This window comes from Nocardia sienata NBRC 100364 (assembly GCF_001613205.1).
GTDB lineage: Bacteria > Actinomycetota > Actinomycetes > Mycobacteriales > Mycobacteriaceae > Nocardia > Nocardia sienata.
In genome coordinates, this window is sequence record NZ_BDBX01000047.1 from 13087 (window position 1) to 35253 (window position 22167).

The 22167-nt window shown below is 68.5% G+C and carries 23 protein-coding genes; 14 read left to right on the forward strand and 9 right to left on the reverse strand.

Annotated features, from left to right (window positions below; genetic code table 11):
* Positions 1 to 61: 61 nt before the first annotated feature.
* The gene (locus tag NS4_RS23705) at positions 62 to 1705 is read right to left on the reverse strand and encodes a peptide chain release factor 3 (protein ID WP_063061712.1); all 1644 of its coding nucleotides are present in this window, start codon (positions 1703 to 1705) and stop codon (positions 62 to 64) included.
* 289 nt (positions 1706 to 1994) lie between these two features.
* Between NS4_RS23705 and NS4_RS23710 the strand changes: the two genes are divergently transcribed.
* The 3 genes from NS4_RS23710 to NS4_RS34055 are packed head-to-tail and all read left to right on the forward strand — an operon-like array spanning position 1995 to position 3379.
* Complete coding sequence (locus tag NS4_RS23710; protein ID WP_063061713.1) at positions 1995 to 2591, forward strand: 50S ribosomal protein L25/general stress protein Ctc; 597 nt, start codon at positions 1995 to 1997, stop codon at positions 2589 to 2591.
* An 18-nt stretch (positions 2592 to 2609) separates the two neighbouring features.
* Positions 2610 to 3185 carry an aminoacyl-tRNA hydrolase gene (pth, locus tag NS4_RS23715; protein ID WP_063061714.1) on the forward strand — a complete coding sequence of 192 codons (576 nt, stop codon included), beginning with the start codon at positions 2610 to 2612 and terminating at the stop codon, positions 3183 to 3185.
* A gap of 47 nt (positions 3186 to 3232) precedes the next feature.
* Positions 3233 to 3379: a type II toxin-antitoxin system PemK/MazF family toxin gene (locus NS4_RS34055; RefSeq protein WP_281219910.1), complete on the forward strand. Its 147-nt coding sequence runs from the start codon at positions 3233 to 3235 to the stop codon at positions 3377 to 3379.
* Between the two features lie 15 nt (positions 3380 to 3394).
* Here NS4_RS34055 and egtD read toward each other — a convergent pair whose 3' ends face one another.
* From egtD to egtA, 4 genes are read right to left on the reverse strand one after another with little or no spacing between them, the layout of a single operon-like run.
* Positions 3395 to 4366 (reverse strand): L-histidine N(alpha)-methyltransferase, encoded by a 972-nt coding sequence (gene egtD / locus NS4_RS23720; protein ID WP_063061715.1) that lies wholly within the window; start codon positions 4364 to 4366, stop codon positions 3395 to 3397.
* Complete coding sequence (egtC, locus tag NS4_RS23725) at positions 4363 to 5199, reverse strand: ergothioneine biosynthesis protein EgtC (RefSeq protein ID WP_063061716.1); 837 nt, start codon at positions 5197 to 5199, stop codon at positions 4363 to 4365. Before egtC ends, egtD begins: the two co-directional genes overlap by 4 nt.
* On the reverse strand, positions 5199 to 6539 hold the full coding sequence (egtB, locus tag NS4_RS23730; RefSeq protein WP_063061717.1) for an ergothioneine biosynthesis protein EgtB: 1341 nt from the start codon (positions 6537 to 6539) through the stop codon (positions 5199 to 5201). Before egtB ends, egtC begins: the two co-directional genes overlap by 1 nt.
* The gene (gene egtA / locus NS4_RS23735) at positions 6536 to 7921 is read right to left on the reverse strand and encodes an ergothioneine biosynthesis glutamate--cysteine ligase EgtA (RefSeq protein WP_063061718.1); all 1386 of its coding nucleotides are present in this window, start codon (positions 7919 to 7921) and stop codon (positions 6536 to 6538) included. Before egtA ends, egtB begins: the two co-directional genes overlap by 4 nt.
* A 205-nt stretch (positions 7922 to 8126) precedes the next feature.
* Here egtA and NS4_RS23740 point away from each other — a divergent pair, with 205 nt between their 5' ends.
* Positions 8127 to 9299 (forward strand): aminotransferase class V-fold PLP-dependent enzyme, encoded by a 1173-nt coding sequence (locus NS4_RS23740; RefSeq protein WP_063061719.1) that lies wholly within the window; start codon positions 8127 to 8129, stop codon positions 9297 to 9299.
* On the opposite strand, the gene NS4_RS23745 is transcribed toward NS4_RS23740, so the two are convergent.
* Positions 9288 to 9677 (reverse strand): hypothetical protein, encoded by a 390-nt coding sequence (locus NS4_RS23745; protein ID WP_063061720.1) that lies wholly within the window; start codon positions 9675 to 9677, stop codon positions 9288 to 9290. The two genes, NS4_RS23740 and NS4_RS23745, sit on opposite strands and share 12 nt — an antisense overlap.
* Positions 9674 to 10003, reverse strand: coding sequence for a hypothetical protein (locus NS4_RS23750; protein ID WP_063061721.1), 330 nt, complete (start codon positions 10001 to 10003; stop codon positions 9674 to 9676). Before NS4_RS23750 ends, NS4_RS23745 begins: the two co-directional genes overlap by 4 nt.
* Positions 10004 to 10308: 305 nt before the next feature.
* Between NS4_RS23750 and NS4_RS23755 the strand changes: the two genes are divergently transcribed.
* The 6 genes from NS4_RS23755 (at position 10309) to NS4_RS23775 (ending at position 14903) form a co-directional block, all read left to right on the forward strand.
* Positions 10309 to 11196: a helix-turn-helix domain-containing protein gene (locus tag NS4_RS23755; protein ID WP_063061722.1), complete on the forward strand. Its 888-nt coding sequence runs from the start codon at positions 10309 to 10311 to the stop codon at positions 11194 to 11196.
* Complete coding sequence (locus NS4_RS31675) at positions 11193 to 11399, forward strand: DUF397 domain-containing protein (protein WP_084487645.1); 207 nt, start codon at positions 11193 to 11195, stop codon at positions 11397 to 11399. Before NS4_RS23755 ends, NS4_RS31675 begins: the two co-directional genes overlap by 4 nt.
* 270 nt (positions 11400 to 11669) lie before the next feature.
* A complete protein-coding gene (locus tag NS4_RS23760; protein WP_281219911.1) occupies positions 11670 to 12191 on the forward strand; it encodes a DUF3558 domain-containing protein in 522 nt (173 codons plus the stop codon).
* A 36-nt stretch (positions 12192 to 12227) separates the two neighbouring features.
* The gene (locus NS4_RS23765) at positions 12228 to 12611 is read left to right on the forward strand and encodes a hypothetical protein (RefSeq protein WP_063061724.1); all 384 of its coding nucleotides are present in this window, start codon (positions 12228 to 12230) and stop codon (positions 12609 to 12611) included.
* Positions 12611 to 13954: a hypothetical protein gene (locus tag NS4_RS23770; protein ID WP_063061725.1), complete on the forward strand. Its 1344-nt coding sequence runs from the start codon at positions 12611 to 12613 to the stop codon at positions 13952 to 13954. Before NS4_RS23765 ends, NS4_RS23770 begins: the two co-directional genes overlap by 1 nt.
* 181 nt (positions 13955 to 14135) lie before the next feature.
* Positions 14136 to 14903 (forward strand): ESX secretion-associated protein EspG, encoded by a 768-nt coding sequence (locus NS4_RS23775; protein WP_063061726.1) that lies wholly within the window; start codon positions 14136 to 14138, stop codon positions 14901 to 14903.
* Positions 14904 to 15114: 211 nt separating this feature from the next.
* On the opposite strand, the gene NS4_RS23780 is transcribed toward NS4_RS23775, so the two are convergent.
* Both NS4_RS23780 and NS4_RS23785 read right to left on the reverse strand, forming a co-directional pair.
* Positions 15115 to 15918 (reverse strand): hypothetical protein, encoded by an 804-nt coding sequence (locus NS4_RS23780; protein WP_063061727.1) that lies wholly within the window; start codon positions 15916 to 15918, stop codon positions 15115 to 15117.
* Between the two features lie 89 nt (positions 15919 to 16007).
* Positions 16008 to 16544: a lipoprotein LpqH gene (locus NS4_RS23785; RefSeq protein WP_063061728.1), complete on the reverse strand. Its 537-nt coding sequence runs from the start codon at positions 16542 to 16544 to the stop codon at positions 16008 to 16010.
* Positions 16545 to 16692: 148 nt separating this feature from the next.
* On the opposite strand from NS4_RS23785, the gene NS4_RS23790 reads away from it, so the two are divergent.
* Genes NS4_RS23790 through NS4_RS23805 form a run of 4 tightly spaced genes read left to right on the forward strand, consistent with a single transcriptional unit; the run spans position 16693 to position 22001 of the window.
* Positions 16693 to 18048, forward strand: a complete 1356-nt coding sequence (locus NS4_RS23790; RefSeq protein WP_063061729.1) for a hypothetical protein — start codon at positions 16693 to 16695, stop codon at positions 18046 to 18048.
* An 11-nt stretch (positions 18049 to 18059) separates the two neighbouring features.
* The gene (locus NS4_RS23795) at positions 18060 to 19205 is read left to right on the forward strand and encodes a hypothetical protein (RefSeq protein WP_245665659.1); all 1146 of its coding nucleotides are present in this window, start codon (positions 18060 to 18062) and stop codon (positions 19203 to 19205) included.
* A 1-nt stretch (position 19206) separates the two neighbouring features.
* Positions 19207 to 20718, forward strand: coding sequence for a tetratricopeptide repeat protein (locus tag NS4_RS23800; protein ID WP_063061731.1), 1512 nt, complete (start codon positions 19207 to 19209; stop codon positions 20716 to 20718).
* Positions 20715 to 22001, forward strand: coding sequence for a CHAT domain-containing protein (locus NS4_RS23805; protein WP_063061732.1), 1287 nt, complete (start codon positions 20715 to 20717; stop codon positions 21999 to 22001). Before NS4_RS23800 ends, NS4_RS23805 begins: the two co-directional genes overlap by 4 nt.
* The last annotated feature ends 166 nt before the right edge of the window (positions 22002 to 22167 follow it).

The following is a 22167-nucleotide window of genomic DNA, read 5'->3' on the forward strand; positions in this document are numbered from 1 at the left end:
CGAGGTCGACACCGGCCGCGAGCACCCGGGCCCGGAGAACCGAGCGGCCGGTTGAGCCGGGTCAGTCGGCGGCGGCGACCAGCGGTTCCAGCGTGAGGTCCGGCATCTCCTTCTGGATGTACTGCAACCGCCATTTATCGCTGAACACGGCCAGGATCGCGCCGTCGCTACGGGTGAACACCTCCACCCCGCGCTGCCGGTCGAGTTCGGGCGCCGATTCGGCGTCGGTGCGCCGGGCGATCGTGTACGCGAGGTGGTCGAGCTGGGTCTCGACCCCGAACTCACCCTGCATACGCGCCGTCACCACTTCGAACTGCATGGGCCCGACCGCCGCGAGGACCGGGGAGGCATCGCCGCGCGAATCGTTGCGCAGGACCTGCACCACCCCTTCGGAATCGAGCTGGTCGATGGCCTTGCGGAACTGCTTGTACTTGCCCGCGCTCTGTGCCCGCAGTGCGGCGAAATGTTCCGGCGCGAACGACGGGATGGGCGGGAACTCGACCTTCTTGTCCACGAACAGCGTGTGACCGGGGGCCAGCGCGGTCGCGTTCACCAGGCCCACCACATCGCCGGGATAGGCGGTGTCCACGGTGGCGCGTTCCCGGCCGAACACGGTGAGTGCGTATTTGGTCGCGAACGGGCGACCGGTCTGGGCGTGGGTGACGACCATGCCGCGTTCGAACTCACCGGACACGATCCGCATGAACGCCAGCCGGTCGCGGTGGGCGGTATCCATACCGGCCTGCACCTTGAACACCACCGCGCTGAACGGATCCGCGGGCTGTCGCGGGGTGCCGTCCACCGCGGCGCGGGAGCCGGGGGCGGGGGCGAGTGCCACGAGGGTTTCCAGCAGCTGCCGGACCCCGAAGTTGAGCATGGCCGAGGCGTAGATCACCGGAGAGGTCTGCCCGGCGAGGAAGAGTTCTTGATCGTGGTCCTGACCGGTGGCCGAGAGCAGCTCGCTCTCCTCCGCGGCAGTACTCCACGGCTCGCCCTCCCGGGCCTCGGCGGCCTCGGGGGTCAGCGACTCCTCCGGCGCGATCGTCGCGCCGCCGGCGGTACGGGTGAAATGGATGTATTCGGTGGGGGCGCCCTCGGGACCGCGCCGTAACAGCCCGCGGAAATCGCCGGCGATACCGACCGGGAGGAACAGCGGAGTCGGCGTGAGGCCGATCCGCTCGTCGATCTCGTCGAGCAGTTCCAGCGGGGCTCGGCCCGGCCGGTCCCATTTGTTGATGACGGTGATCACCGGGATACCCCGGTGCCGGCACACCTGGAACAGTTTCAATGTCTGCGGTTCCAGGCCCTTGGCGGCATCGATCAGCATCACCGCGGCGTCGACCGCGGTCAGCACGCGGTAGGTGTCCTCGGAGAAATCGGAGTGACCGGGGGTGTCGACGAGATTGATCACATTGTCGATCTCGGAGCCGGCGGCCCGGTAGTTGAACTGCAGCGCGGTGGAGCTGACCGAGATACCGCGCGCCTTCTCCATCTCCATCCAGTCCGACACCGTCGATTTGCGTCCGGCCTTGCCGTGGATGGCGCCCGCCTCGGCGATCTTGCGCGCGTGGAGCGCGAGAGCTTCGGTGAGCGTCGATTTACCCGCGTCGGGGTGGGAGATCACGGCGAAAGTGCGGCGCCGCGACACCTCGGCGGCCAATCCGCGCGCAGCGGGTGCGACGGAGCCCTCGGTGGAGGCGGTCAACGGAAACAACCTTTCGGACGATCGGGGCAACCTGTCCAGGCTACGCGACGGTGTTGACCAGGCGTCGACGTGCCGTCCCGCTACCCGATTCAGGAGTTATGCGGGGACTGAGTTACAGTATTCGGGTTGTCTCGGCGAGGGTTCGCATTTCTGCGGCACCGTGATCGACGCGGCGCGGCTTCCGGCCGCCTCCGATCGGTCTTCGCCTGACGAGCAGACCAACCGACCAGGGGCGCGATTACCCTGGCACCGCCCACCAGCCCGGTATAGCCGTAGGAGTTATCCAGTCATGTCCGACGTCAACCTTCTCGAAGCGCAGATCCGCACCGAGTTCGGCAAGGGCGCAGCGCGCCGTACCCGCCGCGCGGGCAACGTGCCGGCCGTGCTGTACGGGCACCAGTCGGACCCCCAGCATCTGTCGCTGGACGCGCTGTCGTTCGCGGCCATCCTGCGTCAGCACGGCACCAACGCGGTGCTGAACCTGAACATCGAGGGCAAGAAGCAGCTCGCGCTGACCAAGTCGGTCGTGGTGCACCCCATCCACCGCTACATCGAGCACGCCGACCTGCTGATCGTCCAGCGCGGCGAAGAGGTCACCGCCGATGTGCCGGTCACCCTCACCGGTGAGGCCGGCCCGGGTACCCTGGTCACCCAGGAGGCCACCACCATCTCCGTATCGGCCGAGGCCCTCAACATTCCCGAGTCGATCGAGGTCTCCATCGCGGGCGCCGAGGTGGGTACCCAGATCACCGCGGGAGACATCGAGCTGCCCAAGGGCGTCGGCCTGGTCGGTGACCCCGAGGCCCTCATCGTGAACATCGTCGAGCCCCGCGCCGCCGAGCCGGAGCCCGGGGCCGAGGCCGCCGAGGGCGAGAGCGCCGAATAAAGAACCGGCCTCCTCTCGATGGCCGATACCGCGCCGGCGCTCGTCGTCGGCCTGGGCAATCCGGGTCCCGCCTACGAGCGCACCCGGCACAATGTGGGCTTCCTGGTCGCCGACTCGCTCGCGCAGCGGGTCGGCGGCCGGTTCACCGCCCACAAGAAATCGGGCGCCGATCTACTGCAGGCGCGGTTGGACGGACGACAGGTGCTGATCGCGAAACCGCGGTCGTATATGAACCTGTCCGGCCGGTCGGTGGCGGCGCTGGCCCGGTTCTTCTCGGTCCCGCCCACCGAGGTCGTGGTGATCCACGACGAGCTGGATATCCCGTTCGGTGAGATCCGGCTCAAACGTGGCGGCGGTGAGGGCGGGCACAACGGCCTGCGGTCGGTGTCGGGCGCTCTCACCAGCAAGGATTATCTGCGGACCCGTATCGGTATCGGGCGACCGCCCGGCCGGCAGGACCCGGCCGATTACGTGCTGAAGCCCTTCTCGTCGGTCGAGCGCAAGGAACTGCCGACCGTGGTGGAGCAGGCCGCCGACGCCGTGGAACTGCTGCTGCGGGTGGGGTTGGAAGCGGCACAGAACCAGTTGCACTGACCGCCGGCGATCGAAGGCCTGGGCAATACGATCCACGGCAGCGAGCCCTGACCAACGGTACTCGGACGCGAATACTGGCCGATCAGATCTACACGGTCGCCCCGGAACGGCTCGGTGATTTCCGGGGCAGCCTCGATGGTGATGAACTCGCCGAGCTGGACCGTGCACTGATGTTGAAGCTCGGACTGTTCTGAGATGATCGCCCGGTCTCAGATCCGGGCAGCCAGGACAAGAGCGAAACGGTCGTCGGGATCGGTCCACGCGTGTTCGGTGGCGAAACCGGCGCCGCGTAGTTCGCCGTCGAGCGCGGGCAGACGGAACTTCGCGGAGATCTCGGTGCGTATCTGCTCGCCCCGGGCGAACCGCGCGGTGAAACCGAGATCGGCGACCGTGACCTCCATCTCGCGGGTGGCTTCCAGCCGCATTTCGATCCATTCGTTGCCGGCATCCCAGTGCGCGATATGGCGGAAGGCCTCCGGGTCGAAATCGGCGCGCAGCCGGGAATTGAGGACCCGCAGTACATTGCGGTTGAATTCCGCGGTGATCCCGGCGGCATCGTCATAGGCGGGGACCACGATTCCCGGATCCACCACCAGGCCCGCGCCCAGCAGCAGTTGTTCGCCCGGCTCGAGGACATCGTGGATGCCGGTGAGGAATTCGGCGCGTTCCTCGGGCACCATATTGCCGATGGTCCCGCCGAGGAAGGCGATCATGCGGCGTCCGCCGCGCGGCAGTGTCCCCAGGGTGTCGGTGAAATCGCTGACCACCCCGTGGACCGCAAGGCCGGGGAACTCCGCGGCCACCCCGGCCGCCGAATCCCGGAGCGCGGTGGCCGATACGTCTTGGGGCACATAGGTTTTCAGTGGCCCCTCCGAGGTGAGGGCATTCAGCAGAATCCGGGTCTTGACCGCCGACCCCGATCCGAGTTCGACCAGGACCTCCGCCTGCGCGGTGCGGGCGATCGCCGGCGCGACCGATTCCAGTAGGGCGCGCTCGGTGCGGGTCGGGTAGTACTCGGGCAGTGCGGTGATCTGCTCGAACAGTTCGCTGCCGCGGGCATCGTAGAACCATTTCGGCGGCAGCCATTTCGGGCTCGCGGTGAGGCCGCGCCGCGCATCGGCGCGCAGCGCCGCGGTGAGGTCGGCGTCGGTGAGATGGACTTCCACGATCGGCTGGGTCATAGCGGCAGGCTTTCGGTCGCGGTGGAGCGGCCGAGGTCGAGGGTTTCGACACTCAGCTCGCCGGGTCGGGCATAGACGAGACTCCGATCCGGCAGCTGCTGCCACCGGGTGTCGTCGTCGTAGGGTTCGGAGGACAGCACGGCGAATTCTTCGCCGATCAGCGCGTACAGCGAGTGATAACAGGTCGTGGCCCATAGCGCCGTACCGTTGCTCAGCAACAGGTTCACCCGGGCGCCCGGCGCGTGGTGCAGCACCCCGGTGACCAGCAGTCGCAGTGCCGTGGCGGGAGTTTCGGCCAGCCCCGCCGGGGGTTCGGGATCGAGCAATCGGCGCAGCAGTACCCACAGCGCGGCGGAATCGGTCAGCGCTTCGGCTTCGAGAAGGTGACTCGTCTCGTAGCGGCGGGTCATTCCGGCACGGGTGGCGGCCACATCGAGATCGGACAGGACCGCGGTGAGCACCGAACGCCACCCCGGCACCACCCCGTTGTGGCTGAACGCCCAGTTCTTCCAGAGGAACGGCGCACACGCCGCCCGCTCCACCGGCATACCGACGGTGGCCGAGCGGACCGAACCGAGGACCGCGTGCGAGGTCAACTGTGGCAGGACCTCGTCCACCGCGGGATCGGTCCAGATCGGATCGGCGTTGCGGTAGCGGGTCACCGATGCCGCGCCCGCACTCCACCACGCGACCCCGAAACCGTCGGCGTTGATCGTGCCGCCCCCGCGCATCTCACGGGGCGCCCACGCCTGAGTGCGTAGCGAATGCGTGCCGCGGGTCAGCACTTCGCCCACCGGCACGGGCGTACCCACATAGCCGATATGCCGGCACATCAGGCCTCTTCCGGGCCCACGGTACGGGCCAGCCGGAAACCGGAGAAGATCTGGCGGCGGATCGGGTGATCCCAGTTGCGGAAGGTGCCGCGGCAGGCGACCGGATCGGTACCGAATGAGCCGCCGCGCAGCACCCGGTAGTCGCCGCCGAAGAACACCTCCGAATACTCCCGGTACGGGAAGGCGCGGAAACCGGGGTAGGGATGGAAGCCCGAGGAGGTCCACTCCCAGACATCGCCGATCAGCTGGTGTACTCCGGCGGGGGAGGCGCCCGCGGGATAGGCGCCGATATCGGCCGGCTCCAGATGCCGCTGGCCGAGATTGGCGTGGGCCGATCCCGGCTCGGCATCGCCCCACGGGTAGGAGCGGGTGCGTCCGGTATCGGGGTCGTAGCGGGCGGCCTTCTCCCACTCCGCCTCGGTGGGCAGCCGTTTACCGGCCCAGTTCGCATAGGCCTCGGCCTCGAACCAGCACACATGGACCACCGGCTGTTCCGGGCGCAGCGGCCGCAGGACACCGAAAACTCGTCGCCACCACCGGCCGTCGGTATCGCGTTCCCAGAACTGCGGCGCCGTGAGCCCGGCCTCGTGCCGATGCGCCCAGCCGCGTTCCGACCACAGCTCCCGCCGCTCGTAACCGCCGTCGGCGACGAACGCGAGATACTGCGCGTTGCCGACCGGCGCCGCGTCGATCGCGAATGCGGGAACGTGCACCGGATGCGCCGGCCGTTCGTTGTCCAGCGCCCATGGGTCGGTGGAGGTGCCCATCACGAACTCACCGGCCGGGATCACCACCTCGCCGCGCACCACCGTGCGCGCGGCGGGTGGGGCGGGAGCGGTCAGCGCCGGTGCGCCGGTGCGCAGCTGGTGTGTGGCGAGCATGGTCTCGTCGTGCTGCTGTTCGTGCTGGGCGATCATCCCGAACGCGAAACCGCCCGCGATCAGCCGGTTGCCCTGGAGCGGACTGCGATCCAGCACCTCCCACACCTTGTCGCGTACCGTGCCGACATAGTCTCGGGCCTCGTCGGGACCCAGCAGCGGTAACTGCGGCCGGTTCGGTCGCGGGTGCTTGAACGCGTCGTAGAGTTCGTCGATATCGGGGCGTACCGGGTCACGGCCACCGACGTCACGGAGCAGCCACAACTCTTCCTGGCTTCCGATATGAGCCAGATCCCAGACCAGTGGGCTCATCAGCGGTGAATGCTGGGCGCGCAATTCTGCTTCGTCCACGGAGTCGGTGAGCGCGGCGGTACGCTGCCTGGCCCGGATGAGGGTGGCCGCGATGTGCTCGCGCAGGCGCTCGGTCTCGATGAGGTCGGCGTTCGGCCGGGTGCGGGTCACGATGCTGCTCCGCTCGTCGACGGGTGTTCGGTGGGATCGGTGGAACGCGCCGGTTCGCCCTGGCCGGTCTCGTCCTGTGGTGGCCGCCCGGCGGCGCAACGGCGGATCGCGGCATGTAGCCGGGGCTCCGGGCGGGCGCTGTGGGCGGCGGCGGCCTCCAGGACAGCGCCGGCCGCTGCCCGCAGCTCCGGCTCGGCGAGGCCGTACCGGGCGGCATCGTGCCAGCGTCCGGCGGTGGCACCCGCCGCGGCCGTCGCGTCCGCGACCGCGGCCGGGGTGGACAGCAGGGCGTCGACGACGGTGATCGGGACCGTCCAGCCGTCGCCGGGCTGCGCGTCGAGATAGCGGACCTCGAAGTATCCGGCGGGCCGGACCGGGGGGAACAGCGTGGTCAGGTGGTATCGCAGGTCGCCGATATCGGGGCGGCGGCCGATCACCTCGTCCAGCGCGCCGGACAACCAGTCGCCGAAGGTCACCTCCGGTGGCGCTGCCCAGGCGACCCCTTCGGTCGGCTCGGGCCGGCGGACACACAGCAGCGGGGCGTCCAGCGCCCAGCGGGCATAGCCGGTGACCGGATCGGGCCAGTCGGCGACCGGCGGGCAGGCGCGGGCCGGGTCCAGGTGCAGCCAGGTGCGCATGCGCTGAGAGGCCCATTCCCCGGTGGGTGCCCCGCGCAGCACCGGCGAGCACGCGAAAGCGGCGATGAGGGCGGGGCCGACGGCGTGCAGGGCGGTCCAACGGGCGGTGAGGTCGGCGTGGTCGGCGCCGATATCGACACTGACCTGGGCTGCTGCCGTATTGCTCATCATCAGGCGCCCGTAAGGGCCGATACGGGTGAAGTAGTGCTCCATCGCCCGGTACCGCGGCAGCCCCAGCTGACATCGGGGGGTGCGGGCCGGATCGGCGGCGGCGGCGACCATCCGGATGGACCGGGTGCCGAGGAGTTCGCGCAGCCGCTGTTCGTCGGCGCGGAGCCGGGCACACAGGTCGGCGGCGTCGGTGACGGCGATGCTGGAGAGTTCGATCTGCCCGCCGGGTTCGACGGTGACCCGGCTGCCGCCGGGTAACGGGCGGGCGGGGGAATCGGGCGCGATGGCGCGTGGTGCGTAGGGGCCCAGGGCCTGGGCGAGCAGTTCGGTCGAGGGCCGGGGCCCGGTCAACAGGTGGTGGGTCTCGTCCGGGGCCGGCCGTCGTGCGCCGCGGCGTGCCGTACGACCGGTACGGCAGACGGTGAACCATTCGAGTTCGGCGCCGATGAGGCCGGGTGGGCCCAGTTTGAAACAGACGCCCCCGACAAAGGCTTCGGCCGCCGCGCGGCTGGACAGGGCAGGGTGTGCTCGTAGGTCGCTGGTCGATTCCGGGTGTTCGAGCGTGACCGCCATACCAACCTCCGTGCGGCTTCTCGCTGGTTCGTATCTCGTGTTCGGTGCGGGTAGTGCCCGAGTATGTGTTCAATTGTCGGTTCGTCTTCGATCGACGGCGGGGCCCCGGCCGGGCCGGCGGGCCTCGCGTGGAATCCAGAGTAGCGACGGGGGCGGACACGTTTGCGCCGCGAACGGGTCACGGATCCGGCATAGTCTCGGATGCATGGTCGATGAGCAGCGAGTACGCGATGATACGCCCGGGGTCGGGGCCGGGGCCGTTTTCCTGGACAGCGCGGGATCCTCGCTCCCGCCACGGGTGGTCACCGAGACGGTGATCGCCCATCTGCGGCGGGAAGCCGAGATCGGCGGATACCGGGCCGCGAACGAACGGCTCGACGAGCTGGCCGGGGTCAAGGACGCCATAGCGACCCTGCTGAACACCACCCCCGACACCATCGCCCTCAGCGACAGCGCCACCCGCGCATGGTCGGACTTCTTCTACGCCGTTCCGCTACATCCGGGCGACCGGATCCTGCTCTCCGGGGCCGACTACGCGAGCAACGCCATCGCCGCCTTGCAACGCGCGCGTGCCACCGGCGCCCGGGTGGAACAGATCCCCAGCGACGACGTGGGCCGGATCGATCTCGACGCTTTGGCCGCGATGATGGACGAACGGGTGCGGCTGGTCTCGCTGCTGCACGTGCCCACCAACGGCGGACTCGTGAACCCGGTGGCCGCCGCGGCGCGGATCGCGCGCGAGGCCGGCGCGTTGGTCCTGCTCGACGCCTGCCAGTCCGCCGGTCAGCTCCCGCTGGATGTCGCCGAACTGGGAGTGGACGCGCTGTCGGCCACCGGCCGCAAATGGTTGCGCGGGCCCCGCGGCACCGGGTTCCTCTACCTGCGGCCCGAGCTGGCGGCCGCGATGGAACCGGGCCGGCTCGATCTGCACAGCGCCCAGTGGACCGGTCCGCAGGAGTACCGGATGGCCGCGGACGCGTCGCGCTTCGAGTTCTGGGAACACGATGTCGCGGCCCGGCTCGGACTCGGCGCGGCGGTGCGCTACCTGCTCGAGCTCGGCCCTGAGGAGGTGTACGCGGCGATCGCCGAACGTGCCGAATATCTGCGGGGCGCGCTCGGCGATCTGCCCGGGGTGACGGTCCGCGATCTGGGAGTGGAGCACAGCGGCATCGTCTCGTTCACGGTGGCCGGTACGGCGCCGGTGGAGGTCCGGGACCGGCTACTGGGCAAGGACATCACAGTGACGGTCAGCCACCGCGGGTCCACACTGCTCGATATGTCCGCACGAGGGCTGGATTCGGTGGTCCGGGCATCCCCGCACTGTTTCGTCGGCTACGACGAACTCGACCGGTTCATCGGTGCCGTCTCAGCGCTGTAGCGGATCTCGGCCGAGCAATGAGCGCAGCCGGGCGAGGACGCCCGGGGTCTCGGGTAGCACAGCGGTGTCCACGATCACCGGTGTGATGGTGCGCAGGATGCGCAGTTGTCTGCCGGGTAGGTGCGTCGTCGCCGCGACGATCACCGCGTCGGCTCCGGTCCGGTCCAGTGTGGCGCGCAGTGTCGTGAGATGGTCCGGGCCGGGGTCGGCCGGAAGCTCGACCACCCATCGGAGCCGGTAGCCGTGGGCGATGGCGGCCAACCGCAGCCGCGCGGTCGCGAATCCGTGATGCCCGCACAAATCGGTGCGCAGGTAACCGATAGCGGTCGGCTGCCCGCCCGGTGCGGGCCGGGAAACGCCGGGTTCGTGATCGGTCACCGGTAGCCCTCTGGGGTCGCGGGTATCCACCGATCCACATCGCCATGGCGGTACCACCCGTACGGGTGGACGACCATCAGCCCGCACCGCTCGAGCACCACCGGCGCGCGGAAGCCGATATGTTCCACGGTCGGTGTCACAATCGCGTCGCCACCGAGCAATTCCGATTTCCGTAATGTCCACGGCAGTACACCCGCTGCGGATTCCACCACTACCCGGGCGATGGCGAATCCGTGTGCGCGGGCGATATCACGACATTCGGCTTCGAAATGGTGTTGCGTTGTGCCGCAAAGGCTTTTGCTGAGGTATACGATCGCGAGGGGCATGGCTCCGCCTTTCCTTCAGAGGCGATGGGTGCAGCCCGGCGCAGGGTCCGATTGGGAGTAGCGGCCGCGATCGGACCACCGGTTCCACAACGCTCCAGGTAGTGAAGCCGGTGTCACCCAATGGATTTCGGGGGATTTCCTGCGCCGGGCGCGAAATCAGTAGACCGGAACAGCACGATATGTGGAACCGCCTCGGTGGAGATTCCTGCCCGCTCGGCCCGGCATCCGTGCCGGGCCACTTCCGGCATTGTGTTCCGGGCCGGAGTGTTCCACAAAGCAATTCGATAATTAGGGAAGGTAAGGAAATGGCGGGTGGATCCACACTCCCGAAACGAGCACTCGGCCGCGAGCTGCGCCGGTTGCGGGAACGCAGCGGCACCAACCAGGCTGCGGCGGCACGCGCGATCGAAGTGAGTCCCCAAACGATCGGCCGCATGGAAGACGGGCACGCGTCCCGGCCGACGACGTTGCAGATCAACGGTCTGTGTGACCGGTACGGCGCCTCGGATGCGGAACGCCGATTCCTGCTGGATCTGCTCCAGGATTCACGGACGGCGAAGCAGAGCGGGGGTGGGTGGTGGCGGGCCTACGCCGACCAGATACCCGCCGATTTCAACCACTATCTCGCACTGGAGGAGTCCGCCACACGGGTGACTACATGGCAGGAGACTCTGCTTCCCGGGCTGATGCAGATCCCCGAATACCGGCGCGAGATGATCTGGACCGAAAGCCCACAACTGGCCCCCGTTGACGTCGAACGTCGCATAGCAGTGTCAGAGCAACGGTTGAAAAACCTGCGAAACAGTAAGTTCGAGTTGAACGCGCTCTTGTCCGAGGCGGTACTGCGTCATGGAGTGGGCGGCTCGGCGGTGATGTCGCGCCAGCTCGAGCATCTCCTTGTGCTCAGCGAAGCGGCGAATATCAGTGTTCGGGTCGTACCCTTCCGTGCGCGCAGTCTGGTGGGCCTTCTCGTGCGTTCGTTCGTGTTCCTCGAATTCGAAGCGCTGCCCAACACTCGGCTGATGGACCCACCGGTCGTCTACGTGGAAGGCTTCACCGGCAGCCTCTACCTCGAACGGCGGGAGGAGGTTGTGCAGTATCGGGCCGCCGCCGAGGCGATCGAGCGTGTAGCTTTGAGCGAGCAGGAGACCAGAGCGTTGATCGCGAAGGTTGCGGAGGAGTTCGAGACGTGAAAACTGACCTGAGCGACGCGCGTTGGTTCAAGAGCCGACACAGCGGTCCCTCTCGGGATTGCGTCGAAGTGGCCGGTCTGGGGTCTGGGACGGTTGGGGTCCGAGACAGTAAAAATCCGACTGGTCCTGTGCTCTTGTTCCCCCAATCCCAATGGCAGGAGTTCCTGAGCGCCGCCCGTACAGGAACGTTCGACCATTCGTGAATTAGTTGTCCCAGCTGCCGGGCGGTTGCCCGGACAACGGTCGCGGGTTTACCGGTCGGCAGCACAACGAGCAATCGCAGTGCTCGATGCTTCGAGTGCTCGAACGGACGGCTCGTTCGGGTCCCTGTTCGAGGTGTGCCGAGAGCCAAGTCGCGGTCGCGAAATCTGCTGGAACCAAGCAGCCTGTATGTGCGTCCTATAGTGATGGACGGGTAATCCGCCGCACCGACACAGGGGAGATCCATGCGAACCGTCGACTTCGTCCGTGCCATGCTCGCTACGGCGGTCGCAGCTGTGCTGGCCACCGGGTGTACCTCGGGCACCGAAGGGGCCGCGACCGGGACTACGCCCACTATGACCGAGCGCATCGAGGTCTTTAATCCCTGCACCGAGCTGTCGGATCAAGTCTTGGGTGAGGTCGGGCTGAATCCGGCGACTGAACGGGTCGTAACCGATGCGCCGAGTGGACCAACAAGTTGGCGCGTATGTGCTTGGGAGACGCCCGACAATCTGGTCCGAGTAACCCTTCTATCAACCTCGCACACACTGGACGAAGCCCGCGCCAATGAGGACCTCGTCCAAAAGGTTGATACCACTGTTGGTCCCCGGGAGGCACTTCGCGCCTACGACCGCGCCGAGACCAACGGCAGGTCCTGCTACACGTCCATGGAGGCGCACCAGGGGATGTTCGAGATCAAAGCGTCGTGGTTCACGAAGGCCGGCTGGACCCGTGATATCTGCGAGATATCCGGTGAGTACGCTGCCGCGCTCGAGCCTCACCTCCCCCGGTAACCGCGCTCCGGACGGATCAGGAAGAGGCCCTTCGATATGACCGAACAACAAACGCACTGGCAGAATCTCAAGCAGCAAGCCATCGACGGCGAGCTGCAGATGGATTACGATGCAGGTTCAGCCTTGCGCAATGAATCGGAAGCCCTACTGACACAACTTCAGCGATTCCGCGATGACGCGACCAGCCTCAGCCATCTCGCCGGATACGGCGGCTTGCCTTCTGCGCTCGACATCAAGAAGAAATTCGAGTTAAAAGCAGCGGGCGGGGAGAACGGTGACTCTGCGGTGACGCGACTCGACGAGATGATCGAAGTCGTAACCCTCATGCGCGACACCTACGCTGCGATGATCGGCGAACTCCAGGAGACCGATCAGCAGAACTCCTCCCAGACCGCCGCTGCCGGGGAAGGACTCCACTGATGCCCGCACCATTGCTCGTCGCTGCCGCAGTCGTCGCGGCCGTCGCCACCGTCGATGCCGCAGTCGACGAAGTCACCGGCAACTACGACGAAGCCGAAGGCAACCGGAATCGCGCCTCCGATGCCGCCGGTGTCGCCGAGCAGGAGTGGAGCGGCGACCGGACACATATCAACAACGAATTGGCGCGGGTCAGCGCGGGTTTCGATGGCGAGTACGCCCCGGCCACCGCTACCAGGGAAGCGTTCAAAACCTGGACGCATCAGCAGATCTGGGAAGCGCTCAACGGTAACTCCGAGCTTCCGGCCGTGGCCTCCGCCGATATCAATGCCGGTGCGGACGGCTGGCGGCGGCTTACCGGGGATCTTTCCGCCGCGCTCGACACCTTCGGCAAGAATGTCGACACGGTGATCAACGACAAATGGGGCGGTCAGTCCGCGAACGCGGCGATCGAGGGCACGCGCACGTTCACCACCGAGGCCCAGAAGCTGACCAAGAGCTTCGAAATGGTCGCCAATGGCATCGACCTCATGCAGGGCTATCTGGCCCAGGCGAAGATGTCGATCGTTCCACCGGTCGAGGTGTCCGGGTTCGACGAGTTCGTCGGCCATATTCCCGGTAACGGTGTCGTGAAGGCCGCCAAGCATCGCGCCAACGAAGCGCAGGCGCAGGCGCAGGATCTGATGATCGAGTTCTATCAGCCGGGTGTCACGGCCGTCGATACCAAAACGCCGGTGCTGCCGGTGACGAAAAGCCCGGTCGGCGATGGCCCCGGCGGTCCACAGCCGGCCGGACCCGCGGGTACTCAGAACCCCGTCGGCACCAACCCGGCGGGGACGAATCCGAGCGGCACGAACCCGGCGGGCACGAACCCGCAGGACACGGCCACGCCCGGTCAGGAGACACCGCAGGATTCGGCGACCAACCCCGCCGGCACCGAAACACCGGCATCGACCACCCCGTCGACGGCAACGACACCGGCGAACACCGTGCCGCTCGAGGAACCGGTGGGCCGGCCGAACACCACCACACCCGGATCGCCGAGTGGCGCGCCCATGGTCGCCACCCCGGGTGGCCAACAGCCCGCGGGCACCCCGGGCCGCACCGTCAGCGGAACGCCCGGTAGCCCGAAGCAGACGACCGGGCCCGTAACCCGCTCCGGTAGCCCGGCCGCTACCCGTGGAATGTCCGGGATGCCCGGCGCAATGGGCGGTGCCGGTGGGCAACGCGGTCGTGAGGAGGACGACGAACACAAGACACCCGATTACCTCGTCCAGGACCGCGCCACCGAACTGCTCGGCGAACAGCCGCGGGTGCTCCCGCCGGGCGGGGTCATCGGCGCATGACGGAGTCGGGTCCGAAAGTGGTAGCACGGCGTGACCACGTAGGTTTCTCGCTCATGCGCAATGGACACCACATGAGCGAGTCGGACGCGGCGGGGGGAGTGCGGAACCTTCGCCTGCGCTGCGATTTCCGCATCAGCGCGTCGGCCGGTCGCCGGCTCCGTTCATGCCCCATGGGTACCGCATGAACGGACCTCGCTGGCAGTTGGACGGTTACGATTTCACGCTGGCCCTCGAGGCCATGGGACGCGACCGTTTACCGTATCCGCTGGAGTACCAGCCGCATCGGATGGCGCACGACGACGACTTCCGGCGTTACCGGCAGCAGTGCGCACGCCGGTTGCAGAAAGTATTCGACGAGCCCCTCTACCGGGCGCTCACCGTGCTGCTGGAACCCGAGATCCGCGTGGAGATCTACGGCGTCCACGGCCCTCGGCAGAACACCGCGGTACGGATGCACGCCGGAGTCGTCGGACGAGTCGCCGTGCTGGCCAGGCAGTTACCCGGACCGGCACGAAATTCCGGCGGCGATATCGTCCTCACCCAGCTTCGTACCGACCAGCTGGCTCCCCAGCTGGTCGCGGGCCTGCCACAGGCGGCAACCGGCGGTCACCCACCCATCCGTGCCCGACGCAGCGACCTGAACGCACCTGTGTACTCCCAGCATCCGACGCGGCTGTCTCCGGTGGAAGATCTGCAGCGTTTCTTCCGCCGCCCCCGTGCCGGAACCGGCGAGATCACCGTCTACCCGGGCTACACCGTCGACACGCGACCCACCGGCGACGGGTACGCCTTCCTCTGGCTCGACTACCCGGACGACGGACGCTATCTGCTGCACAACCACAACACCGACGATTTCACCCTCACCCCTGGACCACCCGACGAAGTCCTGCAGCAACTCCGCAGCCGTCTGGATACGGTCTACCGAGTCCGGACCCGCACCGGTCGATGAAGTACGACGGGACTGCCGAAACGGGCGATGATTCGAGCTGCCGAGGCTGCCAGGATTACTCGAGTCCAGTCGACGACTCGACAACAGGGTGTCTATCGAAAGACTCCGTCAGCAGCGTGGATTCATTGCCGGGAATTCCTTTCGATTCTCCCCGGTATTCGACGACACATGTGCGCCCGTCCCCTCGGAACGGGCGCACCGGTTCGGCGGTTCAGGCGTTGACCGGGATCGACAGGACGACCTCCTTCTCGTTCTCCGGCAGGTAGTGCGCTGTGACGATCCGGCCCACCTGCACGTTCCCGATCGCGGTCGGGGGCAGGAACTTCTCCGAGCAGGTGCTGAAGGTGCTGCCGTCGGGGCGGGTGACCACCAGCCCCACCGCGACTTTGGAGTATCCGTCGCGGATCTCGCCCGGGACGGTGAGCGACTGGACCACCGCCTGCGCCGCGATACCGCGGGCGGCGATATCCACCTTCGCCTGGGTGGTGAACCCCTTGCGGATCAGGGAGTCGTTCATCACCCGCTGTGCCGCCGCGCTGTCGCCGGACAGATCCAGCTCGACGATGCCGGGCCGGTCCGGCCGGTAGCGGACGGGCAGCACCACACCGGGTGCCAGCAGTGCGAGTTCGGTGAGGGGAACCACCGTTTTCGCCGTGGCGTCGAATCGCCGGCCCTGCGCGCCTTCGACGCTGAACTGGATCCGGATCTGCGGCTGGTCGTTGAGGGTGACTCCGGTGGGGGCGAATGATCGCACCGTGCCCAGGCCCAGTGGTGCGTCGCGGAATTCGCCGGTGTTGCGGCCGGTGAGAGCGGTGACAATGCCCGTGCCGGTGAACGCGAAGACCATGACGACCAGAGTGGACGCGATGATCGGCAGGGCCAGGAATCCGTTGAGCCAGGCCATCGCGGCCGGTTCGTAGACGCTGGTGGGTTCGTAGGTCAGGCCGTGCCAGAGGTAACCGGCGACAGCGAGGGCTCCGACGGCGAGGGCAGCGGTACGCAGGGTGCGGATCATGGTTGTCTCCTGGTGGTTGTGGTCCGGATACCTGGCCACCTCGTCGCCCCGGAGGTGCGGGGCGACGAGGAGCCGGATGTCCGGGCCGATCAGCCGCCGACGACGGTCGAGCAGGCGAAGGTGATCTCGAAGGCCGCGGTGGCGGGCGCGGCGAGCGGGTTCGCCATATCGGGGGCGCTGATGCCCTCGCCGGTCACGGTGAAGGTGTCACCGTCCTTGCTCACCTGGGCCGATCCGCCGGGCCGGCCGTTGCCGTAGCCGACCGCGTAGGGCATCCCGGAGGATCCGCCCTGGCTGCCGGCGATGGCCACCGCCTGCACGGTTTTGTCGTCGACGATGCTGGCGCTGACGCTGAGCTGTCCGTACTGCGCGTTGTTGTTGTCGGTGAGTGCCAGCGCCAGGGTGTTGCCCTGCTTCGCGCACGTGGTCTCGAAATCGCCCGCCAGCGCTTTCCCGTCGACCAGTGCGGCCGATTCGCCGTCGGCGGTGTCCCCCGCGGGGGCCGCGACCGATGAGCTCGGGGCGGCGGGGGCGGCGGTGCCGGTGTCGTCGCCGCAGGCGGACAGCAGCAGGGTCGCGGAGGCGGTGAGGGCGATGGCGCCGAGGCGGAAGATCGTGGTGCTCATGGTGGGTCCTGTTCTCTCGGTGTTCCGGCCCGGTGTGCCGGCCGTTACGAGAAATCTAGGAATCCCCGCGCGCCTACCGATCCCAACTTTCGGCACCTCCACACCGGCGAAACTCCGATAACCTGGGCACATGCGACGACCGCGGGCCATGGTGCTCGATGAGGTGTGGCGCGGTCTCGAGGGCGTCGAGGCGTTGAGCGGCCCCCAGGGTGGACCGCTGCGCCGGACCGTGAAATTGATCCTCGACCCGCTGGTCATCCGGCCGGTGCAGTATCCGGGCTGCGGGGGAGCGGTATTGACGGCCGACGGCGCGACCCTGCTCGCCGCTCGCGTCTACGCGCACGCCGACGCGTTGCGGGCGACCGCGGCCTGGTTCACGCTGCTCAAACAGGTGCGTCGGCGGTTGCGAATCACCGAGGGTACCGCGCAGGATCGCTACTTCCAGCGGTGTTTCGAGCTGGCCGCCACCCGGGGCCATCCCGATCCCCACCGTGACCGCGTACGCGCCGAGGCGGTACTGCGCGAGATCCACGGTTTCGCGGCCGGGCGCACCACCCAGGCGCTGAAAGACCATCTGACCGATCCCGCCCGGGCCGCGCTGCTCGACGACCTGCTCACCACGGCCTGGGGCCGCCGTCCGCCGCCGCCGGGGGTGCCGGTCGCGCACACCGCGCAGCTGCGGCAACTGCTGGACTGCGCGGTCGCCTCCCGCACCGACACCGATACCCGCTCCGGTAGGCGCCTGCTCGCCCGGTTGGCCGCCGCGAATGCGGGGACCCATACGGGGATCGAGTTGTGGCTGGCCGGAACCAAGGACGCGGCCGGCGATCTCGCCCGATACCGGGCGAAGGAACTCGGCCTCACCGCCCATCCCACGCCGCGCCGCCCGGCTCTGGGGGATTCGGCGTCCACCGCGACGCTGGGGTTGCCATTCGATCGCACCGTGCACGAACGGGTTTTCACCGTCCTGCAGGTCTCCACCGAACGCGCCGAACTCCCGCCGATCCCGGACCTGGTCACCACGGAGATCGCGCGCAGTTGCGCACCGTGGGCACTGCTCGGCGAATCGCTGCGCCTCACCGCGGCCGTCGGGGTCGAACTGGCGCTCGGTCTGGTGCCGATCACGCCACCGGGCCCGCGCCGCTCGGCGGCGGACACCGGCGCGTCGGCCGCGCATCGGGTGGTGAACGGTCGCTGGCAGCGCGAAGCCTATGTGCTGCAGGCCCGGCGGCTGGCCGTCCATCCGCTGCCCGGGGACGCCGGCCCGCTCGCCGCCATCGCCGCCGAACTGCGGACTCCGTGGCGTCCGTACCTGCGGCGCCTGTGGGTGCGGTTGCACGGGCGCGATGTCCGGGAGCTGCCGGTCACCGAGCCCGACGAGTTGTGGGATCTGCTCGACGGGGTGGCCCGCTCGGTGGTGCTCGATCACCGCACCCGCGTCCGGAAAGCCCTCAGTGCGCGGGCGGCGCGAGAACCGGATACGGCCGAACCGAGGGCGGTCTGATGGTCGACAGTGTGCGTATCGAACGAATCGGGCCGGGGCTGTGGAGGATCGCGCCCCCCGGCGCGCCGACCCCGGTCGATGCCGACCCCGGTCTGGACACCGCTGTACTGGAGGTCGGCGGCGGCCACTTGAGCTGGAGTGTGCTGGCGGGCCGGCAGGTTCCGGCGGCGACCCTGCACGATCTGGACACCGCCCAGGAATGGTTGTGGGCGCTCTACGGGGCCGAGATCGCGGTGGCGGCCGACGAGTACACCGGGCCCGTGGAATTGCCGGCGCGCCCGGAGCGGCCCGAACTGGCGGCCGCGGTGCGCCGGCTCGGCTACGCCCACTGGGCCGCGCGCTGGTGGCCTGCCTCGACGGTGGACGGTATCCCGGCGCTGGACGTGGCCGAGCTCGAACGCGAAATCGCGGAATTGAGCGATTTCTGCGAGAGCGTGGTCGACGGTGCCGATGCCGCGATACCGGACGAATCCGTGGAGGTCACCGATGGGGCAAATCCGGCGGACCGCTTCGGGGCCGATGAGGTCGGGCGTGCTACCGACTACGCGCTGGCCGCGGGTGGACAGCGCGAGGAACAGGCGGCGCTGGTCCTCGACCGGGGAACCGCGGGCTGGGACTGGCGGTACTGCCCGCCCGGTGTGGTCGACGCCTCCGAATACTCGGTTTCGTGGGAACTCGTGCGCACCGCGGGCGTCAATTCGCTGCGGATCCGGGCCGTCGCCGCCCCGGGCCTGCGCGAGGAACCGCCCGCGTATCTGCGACCGCACGCGCTGGTCCGCACCCCGGCGGGCGACCACCGCGCCGCGCTGGCGCTGGCCGGGGACAATTGGACGGCCGCGGTCGCCGCGACGGTCGGCACGATATCGGGGGTGGAGGTCTATGTGCCGGGGGTAGGCCGGGCGACACCGGTGGGGGCCGGCCGGTCCGAGTCCGCCGACGGCACTGCCGAACCCGGACCGCGAGACACCGGGGGCCCGGCGGCGGATTCGCGGTACCGCGAGCGGATCAGGCGACTCGCGCACGCCCGGCTGCGGCGCGCGGGGTCCGGGCCCGGACTCGGCCCGGCCCCCGACGGCGGGCATCCGGTCGAGGAACTCGCCGATATCACACCCCTGTGGGCCGAGATCACTGCCGCCGCGACGGATTCGGATTTCTGAGATGAGCGCGGAAGAACCGCCCGGACTGGAACTGCTGTACGAGGGCGCGGCAGCCTACCAGCGTGGCGATATCGCCGAGGCGCTGCGGATATTCGAGCACGCGGTGGAGACCACCGCCGACGGGGTACGCACCAGCGCGCTGATCAACGCCGCGAGCATGTACGACGAACTCGGTGACCACCACGGCGCGGCGGTGCGGTACCGCACGGCGCTGGAGCGGATTCCGGCGGACGCCCGCGAGAAGCGGGCCTCCACACTGATCAACTATTCGCAGGCTCTCCAGCATCTCGGCATGCTCGACGAGGCGCAATCGGTGCTGGAACAGGCGCGGGACCTGCTCGCCGGCGCCGCGGATCTGGGTGTGCTGCGGGTGTCGTGCCTGCTCTCGCTCAGCGCCGTCGCGACCCATCGCAGTGAATGGAACCGGGTCATCGAAACGGCCACCGAATCCCTCGACGCGGCCCTGCGTTTCGCGCCCCATCTCACCGGCCATCCATTGATGAATCTCGCCGGGGCGTATTTCGAAACCGGTCGCCGGGAGCTCGGTGTGGATTTCGCGCAGCAGGCGCTGGCGGCGTTCACCGCGGCGGGGGACCACAACGCCGTTGCCGACACCCAGCAGAACCTGGCCCAGATCTTCAGCAGGCTCGACCGGCTCGACGAGGCGGAGGAACTGGTGGTCGCCAGTCAGGCCTACTACGAGCGGGCCGGACTCGGGTACCGGGCAGGGGTCGGCTGGAAGATCCGCGGTTTCCTGGCCGAATGCCGCGGTGAGGTCGATCGGGCCGACGAATGGTACCGGCGCGGCCTCGACTGCTTCCAGGACTCCGGGGCGGTACTCGACGCCGCCTCCGTGCAGTGCCGGCTCGCCACGGTGGCCTATGCGCGCGGGCTGGTCGGGGAAGGACAGCGGTTGCTCGACGCCGCGTTCACCGTCTACGCCGAACGCGGTCTCGGCCTGCAGTGCGCGCAACTCGACTACTGGCACGCGGTACTGGTGCAGATGGTGGTCGACGATATGGATTGCCCGCCCGCCGAACTGCTGGCGCTGGGCCGCGCTCTCGCGGTGCCCGCCGCGATCACCATCGACGCCGTGCGCTACACGCTGCCGGGCGGCAGCCAGCGCGATCAGTGGAACCGGGAGGTCGCCGACCCCGCCGTCCGGCTGGCCTTCCGATTCGCCTACCTCTGCGGGGACGATCGGCTGCTCGTCGATCTCATCGAAACACAGTGCGCGGGAACGACACTGGACGCCACCTCGGGCGAGCGAGCCCCACGCCCGCAGTTCCCGTTGGACAGTCCCGTACCCCCGGCAGGCGACGAATCCGGATCCGGCCCGTTGCATCTGGGCGCCGGTCTCGCCCGGGTCGCGGCGGCGGCCGGTCTGCCGGTTGCGCCGCCCGCGCGGCTGGCCGTGGGGCCCGATGGCCGTATCGCACTCGGGGACTACATCGCGGCCGCCGAACAGCGTTACGGCCGGCGCGTCCGGGAGGATCGGGTGATCGCGGTATGAGCGGCGATCGGAGTACGGCCGATGTGCGCAACGATCGGCCCACCGTGGTGGTGCGGATGGCCGACGCCGGCGATGTGTACATGTCCTGGCGCTGGATCGGATACGACGCCGCGCCCGGTGTGACCGCGTTACCCGGCGACGATATCGACAAGGTGGTCCGCGCGCTGGCGGCCGCGCTGCCGGATCCGACTGTGCCCGGTGGCCTGGAACGCACCCTTACCACCGCCGCCTTCGCCGGGCCCGATACCGAATACCTGCTGGCGCGCGACCTTTCCCGCGCCCTGCTGCCCTACGACCTGGCCGGACAGCTGCATACGCTCTACCGGCAGGGGATCCGGCCGCTCATCCGGCTGCAGCCCTCGCCCCGGGTCGCCCAGGTGCCGTGGGAGATCCTGGCCCCGGCTCCGGAGCTGCGGTTGATCGATATCGCCGATATCGGTCTGCTCGCACCCGCCGGTGTCGTGCACGGGCCCATACGTATCGCGCGTTCCTGGGCCGAAACCCGGGAACTGCCGGTGGTCGCCGTACTGGATCCGCGGATACCCGGCTTCCGCGCCGATTCCGAACTCGGTTCGGTCCTGGGCCGGATGACCCATCCGACACCACTTACCCGGCGTATCGCCGGCCATATCGATTCCGGCCGCCTCCGTCCGGAGGTCGGCACGCCCACCGAGATCTTCCGCCGTAGCGATCTCGACCGGGACTGGCTCTCGCGCACCTTGCGCGCCGGGGCGGCCCGTCTGCTCTACGTCGGCCATGTGACCGCGGCGCCGCCGGAATCGGGTCAGAGCGAGAACTCCGAACTGCATCTGGCCTGCACCGCCGATACGTCCGGTTTCGCCGACCCGCAGCGCACACATCGGCCGCTCTCGGCCAAGGATCTGTTGCTGGGCACCTATACGCTGGCCGCCGAACCCGTGTCGGGGCAGGAATTGTGGCCGGTGCCGAGCCGGGTAGCGCTCGTCGCTTGTGAAAGCGGCGGCGATCTGCGGTTCACCGAGGCGCTCGGCCTGGTCGCGGCCATGATCACCGGTGGCGCCGAACTCGTCACCGCGACCCGCTGGCCGTTACCCACCGATCTGGCCTTCCAGCGCTGGGGTGCGGCGGCGCAGGCCACTCCACTGCAGGAGGTGGTGCGCGCGATCGATACGGCCCACGAGGCGACCGATCCGGTGGCGGAACTCGCCGAATGGCAACGCGACCGGTTGCGCGCCTGGCGCGCGACCGGTGCCGTCGAGGATTCGCCGGTGCTGTGGTCGGCATTCGCTACATTCGCGACCTGATCTCGGTGAGCGGGTCGTGTCGCAATCGAGTAATCGCCGGCCCGCCGCCCTGTCCGCGGCGGTACATTTCTGCCGTATTCGGCCACTACATATGCGGTTTCGCGGGCGCGCCCGGCGGGCGATCCGCCGAAATGTGAATCATTGGTGCCTTTCACATTATGTCGCT